Genomic DNA, 17818 nt, shown 5'->3' with positions numbered 1-17818 from the left:
TAGCTAAATACCAGCAAAAATATCTATTCAAGCAATTAACTTTTGTTATTGGCTGTAACTAAGCCCTTAACTAGCCGACTTATAACCTTCGTGTAACTGAAGATCTATAGCGTTCAGCAAAGCCGAGCGGTTGATTGTGCCTAACAAATAACCATCGTCATCGACTATAGGATAAACTCTGGGCTTTTCAGTCTTCATTCGTTGGGCTAATTCAATAATAGAGGTATAAGGTTTAATTGTGACAACCTCTGCAATCATAATGTCTTTTACATGAGCCACTCGTTCGCGGTAATAACTCGACTCAATCATTTGTAACAAACAATCTTGCTCAGACAAAAAGCCAATCACTTTATTGTTGGCATCAATAACTGGGCCACCTGTTTGTTTTGTTTGCAATAATCTTTCTACCGCTTCGGCAACTGTCATATTGCTAGTAAAAGTAACGGGGCGTTGATTCATATGGTCGCTAACTTTTAGAGATTCCACTGTAACTCCTTGGTTTTAAGTCATTATATTTTTATATCAACAAGATAAAGATAGCCTTAACTGGTAACATTTCCTAATTATTTTTACTCCGATTACACTATTTGGATTTTGAATATAAATTTCAATCTGAATTCTAAAAAATTAAGCTAAAAACCTTAAAGGTTAGATTATGATGCTTAATATATTTTTGGCAAAAGTGCTAATCATCTGCACAATTGGACAGCTATGACTAATTCAACAATTTATTGGCACGATTATGAAACTTGGGGAGCCAATCCTCAAAAAGACTTCCCTTGTCAGTTTGCTGGTATTCGTACTGATTTAGATTTAAATATCATAGGTGAACCTATGATGCTTTATAGTCAGATCCCAAACGACTGTTTGCCTCATCCACAGGCTTGTTTAGTTACTGGTATCACACCACAAGTAAGCCTACAAAAAGGTGTGCCCGAGCGCGATTTTATTGCCAAAATCTTAGCTGAATTTTCTCAGCCCAATACTTGTGTGGCTGGCTATAACAATATTCGATTTGATGATGAAGTGACGCGTTTTACCCTTTATCGTAACTTTTACGATCCTTATGCTAGAGAGTGGCAAAATGGCAACAGCCGTTGGGATATCATTGACTTAGCTCGTGCCTGTTATGCACTGCGCCCTGAAGGCATTAACTGGCCTACCAACGAAGAAGGTATACCAAGTTTTAAACTACAAGATCTGACTCAGGCCAATAACATTGAACACCAGGATGCCCATGATGCTATGTCTGATGTTTATGCCACTATAGCCATAGCTAAATTAATTAAAAACGCTCAACCTAAGCTATATCATTACCTTTTTGAGCTAAGACAAAAAACCAAAGTACAAGGCTTAATTGATTTTCAAAACTTAGTCCCTTTAGTGCATGTTTCATCTAAAATCCCTGCAAGCCAAGGCTGTTGTACTTGGGTAGTGCCTATTGCTCCTCACCCAGTAAATAAAAACGCACTAATAGTGTTAAATTTGGCCTTAGATCCCACTCCTTTATTTCATCTAAGTGTCGAACAAATAATAGAGAAACTGTATACCCCTAATGCTTTGTTGGCAGAGAATGAACAACGCCTACCTATTAAACTCATTCATTTAAATAAGTGCCCAGTATTAGCCCCTGCAAAAACCTTAACAGACGACAATGCCAAACGTTTAGGTATTGATAGACAAGCCTGTTTAGCTAACCTGCAAAGAATCAAAGCCAATACCCAGTGTTTTGAAAAGTTACAAAAAGTTTATGCTGAGCAAAATAGTCAGCCACAGCAAGATCCAGAACAAGCGCTATATTCGGGTGGTTTCTTTTCTAATCATGATAAACAGCTAATGCAACAAGTCGTTAATGCTTCAGAACAACAATTAACTGATTTAGCGCTACCTTTTGAAGACAGTCGGCTTAATACTTTATTGTTTAGATATAGAGCCAGAAACGCCCCACACAGCCTGTCAAATTCTGAGCTTGAACGATGGCAACGATTCCGCCATTTTAAGTTTTCTGATGAAGCCTCGCCTGCCAGCATTAAAATACCTGAATTCCTAGTGCAGCTAGAACAATTAAGCCAAGAACACGCTAGGCAACCAGAAAAAATAGAAATTCTAAAAGCCCTTTACAAATACGCGCATAGTTTATAACAATGATTGACTAGCATCATATTGAAAACGAAAAGAATTCTATTCATGTCAATGGCACAATAGTCGATATAAAGATTAAGTCGTTTAGTATTAGTTAAAACAAAGGCAAAGCAATGCAAGGTGTATCATTCAAAGTTAATAAAAAAGACCCTTATTTAGATCTTGTGTTAACGCCCGAACTAATTAAAAAAAATCTAGATGCGGCAACTATCCATAAAGAAATTAAAAAAAGTGAGTTTAAGCACTATTTTATTTTTGATGAAAGCATCATAGACGCCATTACCCAATACAAAACCGCGGTAAAAAGTGAAGATACCTCTGAAATTAAACAACGTATAGGTGAGCGTAAAGATACAGAAGTAAAATGTAAAATCGTTGAAGACCAACTTTCTGCAATCTTATCTTTTACCTGTGGTTATGCGGGTAAACACCCAAGCTTAGAAACCCTACAAGAAAAGTTAAAGTTCGCTGGTGTTACTCGGGGAATTAGCACTAAACGCTTGGTTAAATTAGTCGACAAATGTAAATACGCTGAGCCAGGACAAACCTTTGAAGAAATCGTCGCCAAAGGTCTGCCCCCAAGAGTAGGCAAACCCTCAAAACTTAAGCCATTAGTTCAAAATGCCTTAGAGCGAATTTTGAAGCCACAGAGCCTAGGCAAAACTAGGGTCGATATGCGTGATCTAGGGGCCATCATTTGTGTCAAAAAAGGCACAGAGTTATTGCGCAGAATGCCGCCCACTGACGGTAGAGATGGCTTCACAGTGACTGGCGATGTAATAAAAGCAAAAGCTGGTGAATGGATTAAATTTAGACCTGGCGATGGCACAGTTTTAAGTGACAATGATGAAAATTTATTGATTGCTGATATTGCTGGCATGCCCAAATTTAAAGATCAAAAAATGTGGGTAGACGACATCTTTATTTGTAAAGGTGTAAATGTAGGCACTGGCAACGTCAACTATGATGGCTCGGTATTAGTTAATGGCGATGTTACCGAAAAAATGGAAATTTTAGCCACAGGGGATGTCACCATTAATGGTTTTGTTGAATCTGCCAGTATTAATGCAGGCGGCGACATTATAATTACCGAAGGCGCTATGGGTAAGGTTAATGACAGTGCTACCGAATATAGTACTAGTTTAGTGTCAAAAGGCAGTGTGCATTTGCAGCACGGGCAAGGCTTAGATATTAATTGTATAGGTGATGTCACTGTTGGTCGGCAGTTGGCCTATAGCCGCATAAATTGTAATGGCAAAGTCTCAGTTGGTGCGGTAGATAACCCCAATGGCAATATCTTTGCTTGTACTATTAAATGTCAAGATAAGGTCATAGCTGGCACTTTAGGTGCGGTGTCTGGCAGCAATTTAAATGTAGATTTCAGTGAAGGCTTTAATACCCTGCTGGAACGAAAAGATACCCTTGATGAACTTCTAAGACAAATTAAACAGAACAACACCCGTCACTTTGAACGCATGAATCTAATAAATTCTAAGACCATCCCAGAAGACATGCAAAAGCGTGTAGACGAAGCGAATCAGTTATTTAAAAATGAAACTCAATTACTTCAATGGCTTGAAGCCAAATCCAAAGAAATGCACAAAGCCAAAGAGAATTATCAATCAGATATTCAACTGGTGGCAAATAAAAGACTTTATCCGGGAGTTGTAGTTAAACTAAATAACAGAACCTGGCGAGCTGAACGTGAATACGATCGAGCGCAAATTCGTTTTCAGGGGCACCAGTGGCATTATGAGCCACTGGTTTAATGGATTAGCTAGCTGTCTTGCAATCTAATTAATAAACTAGAGGTGTCATAACGCCCGCCACCAGACTTTTGTACATCGGCATAAAACTGATCTACTAAGGCCGTTAAAGGCAAGGTAGATCCGTTCTTTTTCGCTTCATTTAGCGCAATATCTAAGTCTTTTCTCATCCAATCGACCGCAAAGCCAAATTCAAAGTGACCTGCCAACATAGTTTTATAACGATTTTCCATTTGCCAAGATTGGGCGGCTCCTTTAGAAATCACTTCAACTACAGCTTCACAGTCTAACCCAGCATTTTTTCCAAAACTTAATGCTTCAGCCAAACCTTGAACCACCCCTGCGATACAAATTTGGTTCATCATTTTGGCTAACTGACCACTACCAACATCACCTAATAAACGGCTGAATTTTGCGTAACAATCTAGTACAGCTTTAACTTGCTCAAAATGCCCTTGTTGGCCTCCCAACATAACAGTTAATTGACCATTTTCAGCACCAGCCTGACCACCAGAAACAGGCGCATCTAAAAAACCTACCTCTAATTCAGCACAAGTTTGCGCAAGCTCCCTTGCCACTTCAGCAGATGCAGTAGTGTGATCAACAATAATATCGCCAGGCTTTACTCCGGCTAACACCCCATCGTCACCTAAGATTACCGAACGCAGATCATCGTCGTTGCCTACACATATTAGAATGACATCAGCTTGTTGAGCGGCTAATTTAGGGCTTAAAGCTAGAGCCCCCGAGTACTCATCTACCCACTTTTGGGCCTTATTTGTTGAGCGATTAAACACTGTTACTTGATGACCTTTAGCCTGACAATGGCCAGCCATGGGGTATCCCATAACGCCTAAGCCAATAAAAGCTATTTTTAGACTCACATTATTTTCCTATAACTTAATTAACATTTAGCTGGCAACTTTAGATTTGAAACCAGCCAAGCTTGTGACAATATAAACACAGATGCAGTCGATGAGAAACCAACATGAGCCACACCATATATCAGTTTGAAGCCACTTTAAATAATGGCGAAAAGATTAATTTTGATGCCTATCAAGGAAAAGTATTGTTAATAGTTAACACAGCCAGCAAGTGTGGCTTTACCCCTCAGTATGAAGGTCTACAGACTTTGTATCAGCAATATAAAGAGCAAGGGCTAGTGGTTTTGGGTTTTCCTTGTGATCAATTTGGCCATCAGGAGCCAGGTACAGATCAAGATATACAAAGTTTTTGCAGCCTAAATTTTAATGTAGATTTTCCACTCTTTAAAAAAATTGAGGTCAATGGCAAACAAGCCTCACCTATTTACCAATACTTAAAAAAAGCAGCACCAGGAGTAATGGGCAGTCAGGCAATAAAATGGAATTTCACTAAGTTTTTAGTGAATAAGCAAGGCACAGTTATTAAACGTTATGCCCCCACAACTAAGCCGCAAGATATAGAAAGCGACATTCAAAAGTTACTCGCAGAATAATCATTTAATCTGCTTTTGCGAAACAACTAAAAAGTATTTACCTAACCATAAATACGGCGCTTGGCATCCATATTGGATTTCTAAGCGCTTTAATTGCTCGTATTGCGACTGTTGTTTATCTAAATCTTTCATATAGTCATGAAAGCATCGAATGCCGGCTAGGTACTTTACCTCTACTGTAAGTTTTTGTAATTCATCGAGAATAAATTGGGGCTTTTGCGGGTTGTTGGGCGACAGCCTTACAATATTTTTGCTTGGCATGCCCTGCTCTACATAATCAAAGTTTCCATACAACATATTGCCAAACAATTGTGCATCGTAATTAAAAAAACTCAAAGACAAATGCCCACCCGGCTTAACCATTGCCAAGAGTTTTTTAATCACTTTGACCGGCTCTGTTAACCACTCTAATACCGCATGGCAAATGACTAAATCGTATTGCTTGTTAGTATCTAACGATAAAATATCGGTGTGAATAAGCGTTAGTTGCTTATGCCTAGCTAATTTTTGTTGAGCTAAAGCTAAGACTTCTTGCGAGATGTCACTCAAGGTTAAGTTATGACCCAAGTTTAAAAGGTAATCTGTCATTACCCCCGTGCCCCCACCTGCATCCAAAACATCAAGTTTTTGCCCCTGCAAATCAAGCGAAGCATTTAAATGATGGACTAATAACTCGTGCCTGAGTTGACCTTTAGTGGAGCCATAAATATTACGTTCAAATTTATTTGCTAGGGTATCAAAGTTTTGATCAGCCTTGGTTTTACTCATACTTTAAAAACGTCCTTAGGCTGGGTTATCTATATCGACAAATACAGTGTCGATTTGTAAATTTGTTTGAATATATTCGCCTAATGCTTTGGCTCCATAACGCTCAGTTGCATGATGGCCAGCAGCAAAAAAATGTAGATCTAATTCTCTAGCAATATGAATAGTTTGTTCTGACACTTCACCTGTTATAAAAGCATCTACCCCATAATCTGCGGCAGCTGAAATATACCCCTGCCCACCTCCTGTACACCAAGCGAGCTTTTTAATTAAGTTGGAAGACGCCGCTTCGTGCAATGGTTGTTTAGCTAATTTTTGACTTAATAATTCGGACAATTCGCTGGCCGTAATAGCTTGTTCAAACTCACCAACCAAAACTAAGCCTGACGGCGAAATTGACTCTATGGGTGCAATATTAGTAATGCCCAATAACTGCCCTAATTGTGCGTTATTGCCTAAAGTTGGATGAATATCTAAAGGTAGATGATAAGCGTACATATTAATGTCATGCTTTAATAAAGCTTGAATACGCTTTTTTTTCATACCCACTATATTGGCTGATTCACCTTTCCAAAAAAATCCATGGTGCACTAAGATGGCATCCGCTTGTTCGGCAATAGCGCGGTCGATTAATGCTTGTGAAGCCGTGACTCCAGTAACTATTTTTGCAATTTGACTTTTACCTTCTACTTGCAAGCCATTAGGACAATAATCACTCACTTTTTCGGGGCAAAGTAACGAATTCAGCGAGTGTAATAATTGTTTATTGCTAATAGACATAGTGGTTCCTTATACCAACAAAGGTAAAAAATAAGCTTGGTTTTTGGCAAAATTAGACATTATAAATAAAAAAAGGTATAAAACCCGACCAATTTCTGAAAATAAACATATAAAAGGCCAAGACCTGACTATGAGTAAATTAGATAAAGAGCAAATAATTGAGGCATTTACCCAAGCATATACAGCTGCTAACGGCAAAGCCCCTAAGATTGAAGCTAAAGGCGGATGGTATAGCGTGGATGGCGGCAAGAATATGCGTTTAGCAGATTTAAATGCCATGATTGATGACCTAGGTAAATCAGCCCCAGCAGCGAAAAAAGCACCGGCAGAAAAACCTAAAAAAGCCGCCGCGAAAAAAGCGCCAGCTAAGAAGAAAGCCAAAAAGTCAGACTTTTCTGTAAAAGCATTTTGGGCAGATCAAATATTGACCCAAAATACCGGTTCTAAATTACCGCGTTAGTTTTACCAGACATTAAAAAAGCAGCTAATTCTAGCTGCTTTTTTTGTGCTTATTTTCAAGATAATTATTGGTAATGACGCTCTCGTTTGGTTTCTATGGCATCTATGTACCCATGCCAGGTAGCATAACCAATTAACGGCATCAAAAATACAAAACCAATAAACCAAGTGGCAAAACCAATCAGTACTGCCAACAAGATCATAAAGGCCCAAAGCATCATGGGAGCTTTATTGGTCCAAACCACATTCATACTGGTTAATACCGCAGTGGCTAAATCGACTTTTCTTTCCATTAAAATGGGTTGAGTGAACACACTTAAGAAAAATACCAGTAAAGTAAAACCCGCCCCTACTAAGGTACCAATGGCTAAAAAGGGCAATAGATTTTGCAGATTGTCATCTAAATATGGGGGATATAACGCGTGAATGAGTGATGCGACTCTTAACCAAAAAATCATCAGCACCATCAACATAATACCTAAACCCCATTCGTTAACGGCATTACGTTTGATAGCTTTTACACTATGCCAAATTGAGGGCACATGATTTTTTTCCAATTCCCAACTTACATCGTACATGCCGGCAGCTAAAAATGGCCCCATCAACATAAAACAAACAATGGCTGGCATAATCACTAAATGCCAACCCGTAAGTTGGACTAAGTAGGTGATAAACCAAGGAATAGCGGCAAAAATAATGCCAAAAAACAAGGTGAGCATAGGTGCCCGAGTTGCATCTTTTACACCTAAAACTAACCATTTAAATGGATCACTCATAGCCAGTTTTTTACAAGGTATTACCCTAGCTATATGGCTATCTACAATGGCATTATGGGGCGTTTCATCAAAATGTTCTGACATAGGCGAGCTCCAGTAAATCAATTTAGATCACAGCAAGAATGCTTAAATAATAAGCATAAACTTAGTTTACTCAAACTTACCTAAATGTATAGTTGCTTAATAGATATTGAACAATATTTATTGTTTATCTAAAGGTGGCAATAGAGATTCTTAACCATAAGCCAGTCTATGCCAGCAAATGCGCGTATTAAAATTATCTGCTAATTGACAATTTAGATCAGAAAACCGACTCAATGCCACTTCTTGGCCACTTAAACAATACCAAACAAATTTATGGCAATTATTATTAAGCACATGATATTCAGAGTAGCTAAATAGTTTAGCTGCTGCTCGACTAGCAGCATCAGGATCAATTAAAGGCTGAGCGTTTTCATTGCAGGCTATATAAATATTCTCGCCACTGCGCTCTTTTAAAAAACGCGCCGGAGATATCCCTCTAATTAAACCATTTCCTTTTAGTTCAACTATATTGCCGTCAACCCAAATGCCAGTATGTTCAAACATACCAAACACACCGCAACAAACAACTGCGCCATTTTTAGGAGCAACAGCTTTGAGGCTTGCACCTGGTAAGGTTTCCACCACAGATTGGGTTATTTTATTATTGTCGTAATGTTCTTTTGCCAACCAAGCCAAGGCACCTGCGCCTAACCACAACAAAGGAGCTGCCATAATCCTTCCTATAAAAAGTGATAACTAAGTTAATAACATTTACTACAAAGCTAAAAGTTTCAAACCTAGAGTGTAATCAGATATTGCAAAGCAAATATTTATGCGCTTTTGTTCTGCTCTTAGGTTGCGCTTGTAGTATTATCTTAAGCCTTAATTGTTAGTATTTATTCGACCAATAGGTTAGTTAGATTTATGTCCACGTCTTCTCCCCAACAAAGTCACTTTTTTGCGCATTTGTCGCGTATGAAATTAATTAATCGCTGGCCTCTTATGCGCAATGTTCGAACTGAAAATGTGCAAGAACATAGTTTACAAGTGGCCATGGTTGCCCATGCTTTAGCGCTAATTAAAAACAAATACTTTGCTGGCCAGCTTGATCCTAACCAAGTGGCCACTATAGCCATGTTTCATGATGTCTCTGAAGTTTTAACTGGCGATCTGCCTACCCCAGTAAAATATTCCAATCCAATTATTCGTGATGAATACAAAAAGATTGAAAAAATGGCTGAAAAAAAGCTGATCAATATGGCACCAGCAGAGTTTAGAGATGATTATGCCAATTTAATTGACCACCATAATCATGATCAAGACATTGCCTTTTTAGTTAAAGCCGCAGATGTGATTTGTGCTTACCTAAAAACCTTAGAAGAATTATCCGCAGGCAATAAAGAGTTTGAATTAGCTAAAAAACGCTTAGATAAAATGTTAAAAGATTATCATTCAGACGAAGTGGATTATTTTATTAAGGCCTATGTGCCAAGTTTTAGTTTAAGCCTCGATGAAATTACGCAAGAAGAACATCTATAAGCACAACAAACTTAAAAAAATTTTGCCAAAAACCACAAAAAGTCAAAGTGTTAACTTGATTAAATAAAAAGCATCTGTTCACATGAGCGCTAGTGGTTTTTGACAAAATTAAAGTGGTACTCAATAGATGCAAATTTGGACAGAGCGTAGATTAGATCAGAAATCTCAAAGACAAGGTGATCACCGTAATCCCTATCAGCGTGACAAAGCTCGGATCTTACACTCAGCCGCCTTTAGACGTCTGCAAGCTAAAACCCAAGTATTAGGGGTGGGTATGAGTGATTTTTATCGAACTCGCCTCACCCACTCTTTAGAAGCCTCACAAATTGGTCAAGGCATAGCCGCACAAGTAAGAAGTAAATATCCACAACTGACTCAACAACTTGAGTTAAACGATACCTTAATAGAAGCCTTGTGCTTAGCTCATGATATTGGCCACCCACCCTATGGTCACGGCGGCGAAGTAGCACTAAATTATATAATGCGCGAAAATGGTGGTTTTGAAGGCAATGGGCAAACCTTTCGTATTGTGACTAAATTAGAACCCTACACGGCTGATCATGGCATGAACTTGTGTCGCCGCACTTTGTTAGGCTTAGTGAAATACCCTAACTATTTAAGCCAATTACATACTAGCCAAGCTCTACCCCAAACGGCCTCACATAGAGAAGTTAAGGCTGATCAATGGCATCCCCCCAAAGGACTCTATCAATGTGACCAAGCGGCATTTGAATGGCTATTAGATGAATTTTCAGCTGATGATGTAAAACATTTTATGAGTTATAAGGCAAATGCTAAAGGCCATGCAAAAACTCAACACAAGTCATTCGACTGCTCTATTATGGAGCTTGCCGATGACATTGCCTATGCAATCCATGATTTAGAAGATGCAATAGTCATGGGTATAGTGAATTATTCTCAGTTTGTTGAAGAAGTGGCCAAGCCTTTAGTGAAGTTAAATATTGGTTGGTTAAGCGAAAACATATTGGATTTAAGTGAAAAACTATTTAGCCCAGCCCATCATTCGCGTAAAGACGCCATAGGTGCCTTAGTTAATAGTTTTATTACAAGCATACAAATATTAGAAGTTGCGCAACAATTTCAACATGATTTATTAAAGTACAACGCAGCATTTCCGGCATTATATGAACAAGGGTTAAGTTTATTTAAATCCTTTGTATTTAATCGTGTGATTAGAAAACCTGAAATACAATTACTCGAATATAAAGGTCAGCAAGTTGTAATGGAGTTATTCCAAGCCTTTGCCTCAGACCCGCAAAGATTGTTACCAGAAAACACTAAAAACCGCTGGTTAGAGGCGCAAGAGCAAGGAAATGGGCATCGCGCCATTGCAGATTATATTTCGGGTATGACAGATGGTTTTGCGGCGAAACTCTATGCCAATTTGTTTATGCCTAATTCTCCTATTGGCAATGACGCACTGAGTTAGAAAGTTTTAGCCCTGTTCCTCTGTCTATTGAAATAGAGATAAAATGAGTAACTAAAGTTGAGGGGCACATGCTGATAAAAAGAACCAAGGGGTCTGATATAAGTGAAAATCAGGTCACTAATCAAGATGTGTATCTAAACCGACGTAAACTGCTAAAAAGCATGGGCTTTATTGGCGCATCGTCTTTATTAACAAGTGGCTCAGCCCAAGCGTTTAACTGGTTTAATAAAGAAAAATCCCCGGCATTTAAACCCCAAGCCTTAACCTACTCTGCCAATCAAGCTTATCAGATCAGCGATCAGCCAACCCCTGAATCTAAAGTCATTAGCCATAATAACTTTTATGAATTTGGCACCAGTAAAACTGATCCAAAAGACAACGCTCGATCATTTAAAGTACAACCTTGGATGCTCTCGATTGAGGGCTTAGTAGAAAAACCTTTTTCATTAGATTACCAAGACTTATTTAAATTAATCGCCTTAGAAGAACGCATATATCGACTGAGGTGTGTAGAAGCATGGTCTATGGTGATCCCTTGGACTGGTTTTCCACTGGCAGCATTAATTAAGCTAGCAAAGCCATTAAGTGCAGCTAAGTATGTGGTATTTGAAACCCTATACGACCCCAAACAAATGCCAGGCCAGAAAAACAGATTTACTGGGGGCGGTATAAGCTACCCCTATGTTGAAGGCTTGCGCATGGATGAAGCCAGCCATCCTTTAGCCTTTATGGCTGTAGGATTGTACGGTAAGACCCTGCCCCCGCAAAATGGCGCGCCTATACGATTAGTGGTGCCATGGAAATATGGATTTAAAAGTATAAAGTCTGTGGTCAAAATTCGTTTTACCAACCAACAGCCCAACACAACTTGGCATCAATTAGCCCCTAACGAATATGGTTTTTACGCGAATGTTAATCCACAGGTAGATCATCCAAGATGGTCACAAGCCAGTGAACGCAGGATCACAACTGGCGGGTTATTTGACCGTAACCGTATTCCCACCCAATTGTTTAATGGCTATCCAGAAGTAGCTCATTTATATCAAAATATGGACTTAAATCGTTATTTTTAGCTTTTCGAAAAACTCGAATAGTAAACGTTTAAGTGCTAAACAAATGGCTTATGTACGTTTGCTTATCCACCTTGTTAGCCTATTTATACTGGTTAACTTTTATTATTTAGCCAGTACTGGGCAGTTAAGTGCCGATCCGGTAGAAGAAGTATTGCACTTTACTGGTATAGGTGCGTTTAACTTGTTGCTCTTGTCTTTAACCATTAGCCCCTTAGCCAAAAAGTTAAAACAAGCACAACTCATGACACTAAGGCGCCCATTAGGCTTATATGCGTTTCTGTATGCCATAATGCATTTTTTAAGTTTTATCGCCTTTGAAGTGCAATTTAACTGGCTATTATTAATAGAAGAGTTAATTAAACGCCCCTATATCTCAGTTGGCTTTGTAGCTGTACTGATACTAACCCTGTTAGCCATTACCTCCTGGCCAAGATTACGCAAAAAATTGGGCAGAAAATGGCAAACCATCCATAACTTAGTTTATTTATCAGGCTTGCTTATAAGCCTGCATTATTTATGGTCTGTAAAGTCCCTAAGCCTACAGCCAATCGTTTATGCCGTTTTATTTTCAATTCTTATGTTAGCTAGAGTGAAAAAAATAAAAAAGTTAAGTAATTTAACAAAAACTCATTAAGACCTTTTGTTTTTGAACAACCTCTTCTTTATACCTAAACCTATCAATTACTGGGCCTAATTGCTGTTTACTCCTTAGATCCAGAAACCTGATCATATATTTATCTAAAAAATTTTTAATAAAAAGCTTGCATGAATATTTATACAGTACTACTGTACACCCAACCACTGTATAAAATCACACTATTGAGAGATCATTATGGCTAGTTTATATGCGTTAACCCAAACCCCTACTTCTGTTGGACAAACTCATTTTGCTAATGCTCAATGGCTAACATCTGAACAAGAAAATACTAGCGTAAACAAAAAGTGGACTTACTTAATGGCTAATCAGATTTGTTTTAAACAAAAAACCGAGCACGCTATTCGCATTAATAAGCCCGAGCCAAAAAAACTAATGCTATGGTTAGAAAAAATTATTAGCAGCCAACTCTGTTCAAATCTTTTTGTTGAAGAGTTACAAGTAGATGAAATGAGTTTTAAGCGCCTAAAACAATTATGTGAACAATACAAAGTAACCTTAATTAATTTAACCTTAGCCCCATCTGAATCTAATAATGTTATTCAGGGCCCTTGGTAGGTTTGATGATAATTATGCCCTTGACTCTATAAAGGGCATTCAACTAGGCTTGCAGGCTTACCAATAAGGAAAGTCTGTGAGTAAAGATCCACAAAGCTGTTTTTGCAATTCATCACTTTTATTTACACAATGTTGCCAGCCTTTAATAGAAAACAAGGCCATAGCGCAAAATGCAGAAGCGCTAATGCGTTCTCGTTTTACTGCTTACAAATTACAAAACTATCAATATGTACTCAACACTTATGCTAGCGCGCAACAAGATAAACTTAGCTTAAGTGAATTGCAGCAGAGTGCCCAAGACACCCAGTGGCTCTCGCTAGAAGTAATAAAGCATGTTAGCCAAGCGAATACCGCCCAAGTAGAGTTTAAAGCCTTTTATAAAGTCGATAGCCAGATTTTTCTTATGCATGAAATCTCTGACTTTATTTTAGAAAACCAGCATTGGCGATATACCACAGGTAGTATTCAAGATGATTCAGGAGAGATAAAACTTAAACGCAACGATCCCTGTATATGCCAAAGTAATAAAAAGTTTAAAAAATGCTGTGGTTTGTAGGCTGGTATAAATTTGACTTACTTAAGCCCGAATAGACCATCTAAGGTTTAAGAATGGTTATGTGTTTGATTATGCTGTTGGAAACAATTGCTTTAGGGATCGGCTTACTGAGAAAGCAGACACTGCCCAACTAACGCGTACTCCCCCGTCGTTCTCGCGAAGGCGGGAACCTTTTAAAAACAACCGTAGTGTTAATTTTAATATATACGTGATTTCACAGATGTTGCAGGGAGATTACCGCTTACACGGTAATGACGGAGTTACAAGTAAGAGTATTAGCGACCGCAATTGGCACCAAGCACAGATCCCAATCAAGTTGGTAATGTCGTTTAATGCCATTGATAAAACCGATAATTTCAAGCGAACCGCAGCTAATTACACACTAGTTTAAACATTTGAATACTGTTAGTTGTTTAGCAAAAAAGTTACATTTACTACCGACTAAGCCCATTAAAACAACCCCTTATATATTGACTAGGGCTTAAGCTTAAATAATTGATAAAAGTTTGCAGTGGTAGCTTTGGCTAATTCTTCAACACTAATGCCTTTTAATTTTGCAATAAACTCCCCTACTTCTCTAACATATCCTGGTTGGTTTTGTTTGCCTCGGTAAGGTACTGGGGCTAACCAAGGTGAGTCGGTTTCGATAAGTAGTTTGTCTAGAGGTATTTTTTTAACCACTTCTTGTAATTCAGTAGCGGTTTTAAAGGTCACTATGCCAGAAATAGAAATATACATACCAAGCTCAATAGCCGCTTCGGCCATTTCCCAGCTTTCGGTAAAACAATGTAATACGCCTTGGGTTTCGGGCAGTTTATATTGCTTTAATAAATTTAGGGTGTCTTCGCGTGCATCACGAGTGTGAATGATCAAGGGTTTGTTTAGTTCATTAGCCACTTTGATATGATCAATAAAAGACTGAAGTTGAACCGCCTTAGTGTCGGCACTATAAAAATAATCTAAACCTGTTTCGCCTATGGCAATGACTTTTTCACTATTTGCCATGTCTTTTAGTTCTTGATAACTACAAGCGTCTTCTTGATGTAAAGGGTGCACACCACAAGATACCGACACATCATCAAAGTGTTTTACACTTTCTAACATACTTGGATAATCTTTTACCGATACAGACACACATAAGAAGTGTTCTACACCACGGTTTCGAGCAAATTTTAATACTTCTGATAATTCTTCGGGAGATTTATCTAATCTGTCTAAATGACAATGGGAATCAACAAACACTTAATACATCCATAGGGTTAATTTGAGTTTATAACGGGTTGAATACTAACAATTTTATCTAGCAACTCAGTTAATATTAATATTTTATTTACCCCAGCATTGGTTAATTGCTGAGTGCCTTTTACCACTTGCTGGTGAAGTGCCCATACAGAATTATTAGCCTGTACTGTACATTGTTGGCGGGCCCAAAACTGACTCCATTTGAGTACTTTACTGGCGTTATCTTGCCATGATGTAGCAAGTTGTAATGGGCTAAGAGCACCTTGCTGTAGCTTAGCGATTTTTTCTAAAAAGTCTTGGTAACTAAAATCTTGTTGTTCTTGTAATTCAGCCAATAGTGCCAGTGGCCTATGACAAAACATGCTAGCAAGCTCTTTGTCTACTTGCCCGTCAAACTGGCTTTGCACCCAAGCCATGGTTTGGCTTAAGTTAGGTTTAGGCAAAACTAACTTTTCACAGCGACTTTTAATTGTGGGCAAAATGCTTTCTGGTTTATCTGTAGTCAACAACAAATAAGTTTGATCAGTTGGCTCTTCCAAGGTTTTTAACAGCGCGTTAGCACTGTTTTCGGTCATTTTGTGTGCTTTTTCTATGATCAACGCTTTTGCCCCAGACATATGCGCTGAGCCACTTAGCTTTTTAATGGCTTCGCGAATTTGATCTACGCCAATTTGTTTTTCAGACTCCACTATATGCAAGTCAGGGTGTGTTTTAGCGGCATTTAATAAACATGGCTGACATTGCCCGCAAACTTTATCTGCTTGTTTGTTGGCACACAAAATATACTCGGCAAATTGCTGCACTAGCGCACTTTTACCCAGACCTATCGGTCCTTGGAATAACAAGGCATGATGCAGTTTATCTTTAGCAAGTCTTTGACTGAGTTGTAGATGAAGCTCATTAAACCAGGGGTACACTTAAGACTCCAAAAACTTAGTTATAGCCAGTTTAATGTCATGATGAACCTTATCAATTGCTTGCATAGTATTAATGATCACACAGTTTTCATCTGCTTTTGCTAGTTCAAGGTAGCGTGTTCGAGTTCGCTCAAAAAAACTTAAATTTTCTTGTTCTATTCTATCTAGCTCGCCCCGCCCTTTAGCACGTTTTAACCCTTCCACAGGCTCCACATCTAAATACAAGGTAAAATCGGGCTTAAAGGCTTTTAAGGTGATCGCCCTTAACTGCTCTATTAGCTGGGTATCTATCTGGCGACCGCCACCTTGATAGGCTTGCGAAGACATATCATGTCTGTCACCTAACACCCAATTACCCATTTTCAAATTGGGTAAAATCACATTTTCTACCAGTTGTGAGCGAGCCGCATACATAAGCAACAGTTCGGTTTCTACTGTCACTTTTTCATCTAGCCAATTGTGTTTAACCGTATCTCTTATGGCTTCTGCCATTGGAGTTCCGCCAGGTTCACGGGTATTGACTACTGTTTTTCCGGCCGACTCAATGGCTTGAGTGATAAGCTTAACAGCTGAGCTTTTCCCGGCTCCTTCTAAGCCTTCAATAACAATAAATTTTCCTAATGCTTGCACGCCATCTCTCTTATTTTTTTAATTGGTATTTTCGCACAGCTTGGTTGTGTGCTTTTAAATTTGTTGAAAATTGATGGCTACCATCACCTTTTGCCACAAAATATAACTCATCGGTTTCTAATGGATTAAATGCCGCATCTATGGCCAATTTACTTGGCATAGCAATAGGGGTGGGCGGCAATCCTTTTATCACGTATGTATTATACGGAGTTGCAGTGGTTAAGTCTTTACGTCTAATATCACCATCAAAAGCATCACCCATTCCATAAATAACAGTTGGGTCGGTTTGCAAACGCATATTGAGTCTGAGTCGATTAACAAACACCCCGGCAATTCTTGGTCTTTCGTGCGCAACGCCAGTTTCTTTTTCAATAATAGAAGCCATGATTAAGCCTTGATAAGCTGAGTCATATGGCAAGTCAAACGCTCGGTTTTGCCAAGCCTGTTGTAGATATTGCCGCATACTGGCATGGGCACGTTTGACTATATCTATTGCAGCTGTATTGGCCACAAAATGATAAGTGTCGGGCATTAAAAAGCCTTCAATTGAATTTCTTGGTAAATCTTCTGCTAATTGTAGTAGTTGCTCAGTAAAGGTCTGAGTCATCTCAATTTGCGGGTGAGCCTTTAAAACCGCTAGCCAATCCTGCCAGGTTAACCCTTCAACTAAACTAATAGAAAACTGTTTTTCTTTGCCACTGCTAAATAAAAGCAATACCTCTTTAGCAGACATATTGGGCAATAACTCGTAAGTTCCGACTTTTAATTGGGCTAATTGTGGGTCGAGTTTTATGGCTAGTTTTAGGCCAAAACTATGAGTCAGTAAGCCTTGTTTATGCAATTGATCCACTACCCCTAAGGCAGACTGGCCTTTAGAAATTTGATAAAGCCTAGGCTCGCTTAATTTTATCGGTTGATAAACTTGTTTTTGAATTTGATAGCCTGCACCAGCTATACCTAGCCCCAATAAAACCACACACACCAAGATCCACTTCAATGTTTTCATAAA

Annotated in this window: 20 protein-coding genes; 10 read left to right on the top strand and 10 right to left on the bottom strand. The window is 38.7% G+C overall.

Annotated elements, in window-relative coordinates:
• Positions 1-66: 66 nt before the first annotated feature.
• Positions 67-486: a CBS domain-containing protein gene (locus ACVCDT_RS05820; RefSeq protein ID WP_447131825.1), complete on the bottom strand. Its 420-nt coding sequence runs from the start codon at positions 484-486 to the stop codon at positions 67-69.
• 225 nt (positions 487-711) lie between these two features.
• Here ACVCDT_RS05820 and sbcB point away from each other — a divergent pair, with 225 nt between their 5' ends.
• Both sbcB and ACVCDT_RS05810 read left to right on the top strand, forming a co-directional pair.
• Entirely contained in the window at positions 712-2142 is a 1431-nt protein-coding gene (gene sbcB / locus ACVCDT_RS05815; protein WP_447131824.1) for an exodeoxyribonuclease I, read from the top strand.
• A 113-nt stretch (positions 2143-2255) separates the two neighbouring features.
• Complete coding sequence (locus ACVCDT_RS05810; protein WP_447131823.1) at positions 2256-3911, top strand: flagellar assembly protein A; 1656 nt, start codon at positions 2256-2258, stop codon at positions 3909-3911.
• Between the two features lie 8 nt (positions 3912-3919).
• Here the strand turns inward: ACVCDT_RS05810 and ACVCDT_RS05805 are convergent, their stop codons facing one another.
• On the bottom strand, positions 3920-4792 hold the full coding sequence (locus ACVCDT_RS05805; RefSeq protein WP_447131822.1) for an NAD(P)-dependent oxidoreductase: 873 nt from the start codon (positions 4790-4792) through the stop codon (positions 3920-3922).
• A 104-nt stretch (positions 4793-4896) separates the two neighbouring features.
• Here ACVCDT_RS05805 and ACVCDT_RS05800 point away from each other — a divergent pair, with 104 nt between their 5' ends.
• Entirely contained in the window at positions 4897-5385 is a 489-nt protein-coding gene (locus ACVCDT_RS05800) for a glutathione peroxidase (protein ID WP_447131821.1), read from the top strand.
• On the opposite strand, the gene ACVCDT_RS05795 is transcribed toward ACVCDT_RS05800, so the two are convergent.
• The gene (locus ACVCDT_RS05795; RefSeq protein ID WP_447131820.1) at positions 5386-6153 is read right to left on the bottom strand and encodes a methyltransferase; all 768 of its coding nucleotides are present in this window, start codon (positions 6151-6153) and stop codon (positions 5386-5388) included. It lies immediately after the preceding gene.
• A gap of 15 nt (positions 6154-6168) precedes the next feature.
• A complete protein-coding gene (locus tag ACVCDT_RS05790; RefSeq protein WP_447131819.1) occupies positions 6169-6930 on the bottom strand; it encodes a Nif3-like dinuclear metal center hexameric protein in 762 nt (253 codons plus the stop codon).
• 130 nt (positions 6931-7060) lie between these two features.
• Between ACVCDT_RS05790 and ACVCDT_RS05785 the strand changes: the two genes are divergently transcribed.
• A complete protein-coding gene (locus ACVCDT_RS05785) occupies positions 7061-7390 on the top strand; it encodes a hypothetical protein (RefSeq protein ID WP_447131818.1) in 330 nt (109 codons plus the stop codon).
• 64 nt (positions 7391-7454) lie between these two features.
• Here ACVCDT_RS05785 and ACVCDT_RS05780 read toward each other — a convergent pair whose 3' ends face one another.
• Both ACVCDT_RS05780 and ACVCDT_RS05775 read right to left on the bottom strand, forming a co-directional pair.
• Positions 7455-8249, bottom strand: coding sequence for a DUF2189 domain-containing protein (locus ACVCDT_RS05780; protein ID WP_447131817.1), 795 nt, complete (start codon positions 8247-8249; stop codon positions 7455-7457).
• 150 nt (positions 8250-8399) lie between these two features.
• Positions 8400-8921, bottom strand: a complete 522-nt coding sequence (locus ACVCDT_RS05775) for a hypothetical protein (protein WP_447131816.1) — start codon at positions 8919-8921, stop codon at positions 8400-8402.
• Between the two features lie 192 nt (positions 8922-9113).
• Between ACVCDT_RS05775 and yfbR the strand changes: the two genes are divergently transcribed.
• The 6 genes from yfbR (at position 9114) to ACVCDT_RS05745 (ending at position 14020) form a co-directional block, all read left to right on the top strand.
• Positions 9114-9728, top strand: a complete 615-nt coding sequence (gene yfbR, locus ACVCDT_RS05770; protein ID WP_447131815.1) for a 5'-deoxynucleotidase — start codon at positions 9114-9116, stop codon at positions 9726-9728.
• Between the two features lie 127 nt (positions 9729-9855).
• A complete protein-coding gene (locus ACVCDT_RS05765) occupies positions 9856-11178 on the top strand; it encodes an anti-phage deoxyguanosine triphosphatase (RefSeq protein WP_447131814.1) in 1323 nt (440 codons plus the stop codon).
• A 68-nt stretch (positions 11179-11246) separates the two neighbouring features.
• Positions 11247-12251 (top strand): protein-methionine-sulfoxide reductase catalytic subunit MsrP, encoded by a 1005-nt coding sequence (msrP, locus tag ACVCDT_RS05760; protein ID WP_447131813.1) that lies wholly within the window; start codon positions 11247-11249, stop codon positions 12249-12251.
• The gene (gene msrQ, locus ACVCDT_RS05755; RefSeq protein ID WP_514360616.1) at positions 12238-12885 is read left to right on the top strand and encodes a protein-methionine-sulfoxide reductase heme-binding subunit MsrQ; all 648 of its coding nucleotides are present in this window, start codon (positions 12238-12240) and stop codon (positions 12883-12885) included. Before msrP ends, msrQ begins: the two co-directional genes overlap by 14 nt.
• 198 nt (positions 12886-13083) lie before the next feature.
• Positions 13084-13464 (top strand): hypothetical protein, encoded by a 381-nt coding sequence (locus ACVCDT_RS05750; protein ID WP_447131811.1) that lies wholly within the window; start codon positions 13084-13086, stop codon positions 13462-13464.
• A gap of 76 nt (positions 13465-13540) precedes the next feature.
• Positions 13541-14020: a YchJ family protein gene (locus tag ACVCDT_RS05745; protein ID WP_447131810.1), complete on the top strand. Its 480-nt coding sequence runs from the start codon at positions 13541-13543 to the stop codon at positions 14018-14020.
• 474 nt (positions 14021-14494) lie between these two features.
• On the opposite strand, the gene ACVCDT_RS05740 is transcribed toward ACVCDT_RS05745, so the two are convergent.
• Genes ACVCDT_RS05740 through mltG form a run of 4 tightly spaced genes read right to left on the bottom strand, consistent with a single transcriptional unit; the run spans position 14495 to position 17815 of the window.
• Positions 14495-15262 carry a TatD family hydrolase gene (locus ACVCDT_RS05740; RefSeq protein WP_447131809.1) on the bottom strand — a complete coding sequence of 256 codons (768 nt, stop codon included), beginning with the start codon at positions 15260-15262 and terminating at the stop codon, positions 14495-14497.
• A gap of 17 nt (positions 15263-15279) precedes the next feature.
• Positions 15280-16179, bottom strand: a complete 900-nt coding sequence (gene holB / locus ACVCDT_RS05735) for a DNA polymerase III subunit delta' (protein WP_447131808.1) — start codon at positions 16177-16179, stop codon at positions 15280-15282.
• Complete coding sequence (tmk, locus tag ACVCDT_RS05730) at positions 16180-16809, bottom strand: dTMP kinase (RefSeq protein ID WP_447131807.1); 630 nt, start codon at positions 16807-16809, stop codon at positions 16180-16182.
• A gap of 10 nt (positions 16810-16819) precedes the next feature.
• Positions 16820-17815: an endolytic transglycosylase MltG gene (gene mltG, locus ACVCDT_RS05725; protein WP_447131806.1), complete on the bottom strand. Its 996-nt coding sequence runs from the start codon at positions 17813-17815 to the stop codon at positions 16820-16822.
• Positions 17816-17818 lie beyond the last annotated feature (3 nt).

The sequence above is a fragment of the Paraglaciecola aestuariivivens genome (assembly GCF_052983255.1).
The sequence above is the reverse complement of the archived record's forward strand: the minus strand, read 5'-3'. Positions and strand labels throughout refer to the sequence as shown.

Excerpts from the sequence above, each read along its gene's own strand:
- ACVCDT_RS05795 (WP_447131820.1), bottom strand. The coding sequence starts at position 6,153 with ATGAGTAAAACCAAGGCTGATCAAAACTTTGATACCCTAGCAAATAAA.
- mltG (WP_447131806.1), bottom strand. The coding sequence starts at position 17,815 with ATGAAAACATTGAAGTGGATCTTGGTGTGTGTGGTTTTATTGGGGCTA.
- ACVCDT_RS05775 (WP_447131816.1), bottom strand. The coding sequence starts at position 8,921 with ATGGCAGCTCCTTTGTTGTGGTTAGGCGCAGGTGCCTTGGCTTGGTTG.
- ACVCDT_RS05785 (WP_447131818.1), top strand. The coding sequence starts at position 7,061 with ATGAGTAAATTAGATAAAGAGCAAATAATTGAGGCATTTACCCAAGCA.
- ACVCDT_RS05750 (WP_447131811.1), top strand. The coding sequence starts at position 13,084 with ATGGCTAGTTTATATGCGTTAACCCAAACCCCTACTTCTGTTGGACAA.
- ACVCDT_RS05810 (WP_447131823.1), top strand. The coding sequence starts at position 2,256 with ATGCAAGGTGTATCATTCAAAGTTAATAAAAAAGACCCTTATTTAGAT.
- msrP (WP_447131813.1), top strand. The coding sequence starts at position 11,247 with ATGCTGATAAAAAGAACCAAGGGGTCTGATATAAGTGAAAATCAGGTC.
- sbcB (WP_447131824.1), top strand. The coding sequence starts at position 712 with ATGACTAATTCAACAATTTATTGGCACGATTATGAAACTTGGGGAGCC.
- ACVCDT_RS05780 (WP_447131817.1), bottom strand. The coding sequence starts at position 8,249 with ATGTCAGAACATTTTGATGAAACGCCCCATAATGCCATTGTAGATAGC.
- ACVCDT_RS05765 (WP_447131814.1), top strand. The coding sequence starts at position 9,856 with ATGCAAATTTGGACAGAGCGTAGATTAGATCAGAAATCTCAAAGACAA.
- ACVCDT_RS05800 (WP_447131821.1), top strand. The coding sequence starts at position 4,897 with ATGAGCCACACCATATATCAGTTTGAAGCCACTTTAAATAATGGCGAA.
- yfbR (WP_447131815.1), top strand. The coding sequence starts at position 9,114 with ATGTCCACGTCTTCTCCCCAACAAAGTCACTTTTTTGCGCATTTGTCG.
- ACVCDT_RS05790 (WP_447131819.1), bottom strand. The coding sequence starts at position 6,930 with ATGTCTATTAGCAATAAACAATTATTACACTCGCTGAATTCGTTACTT.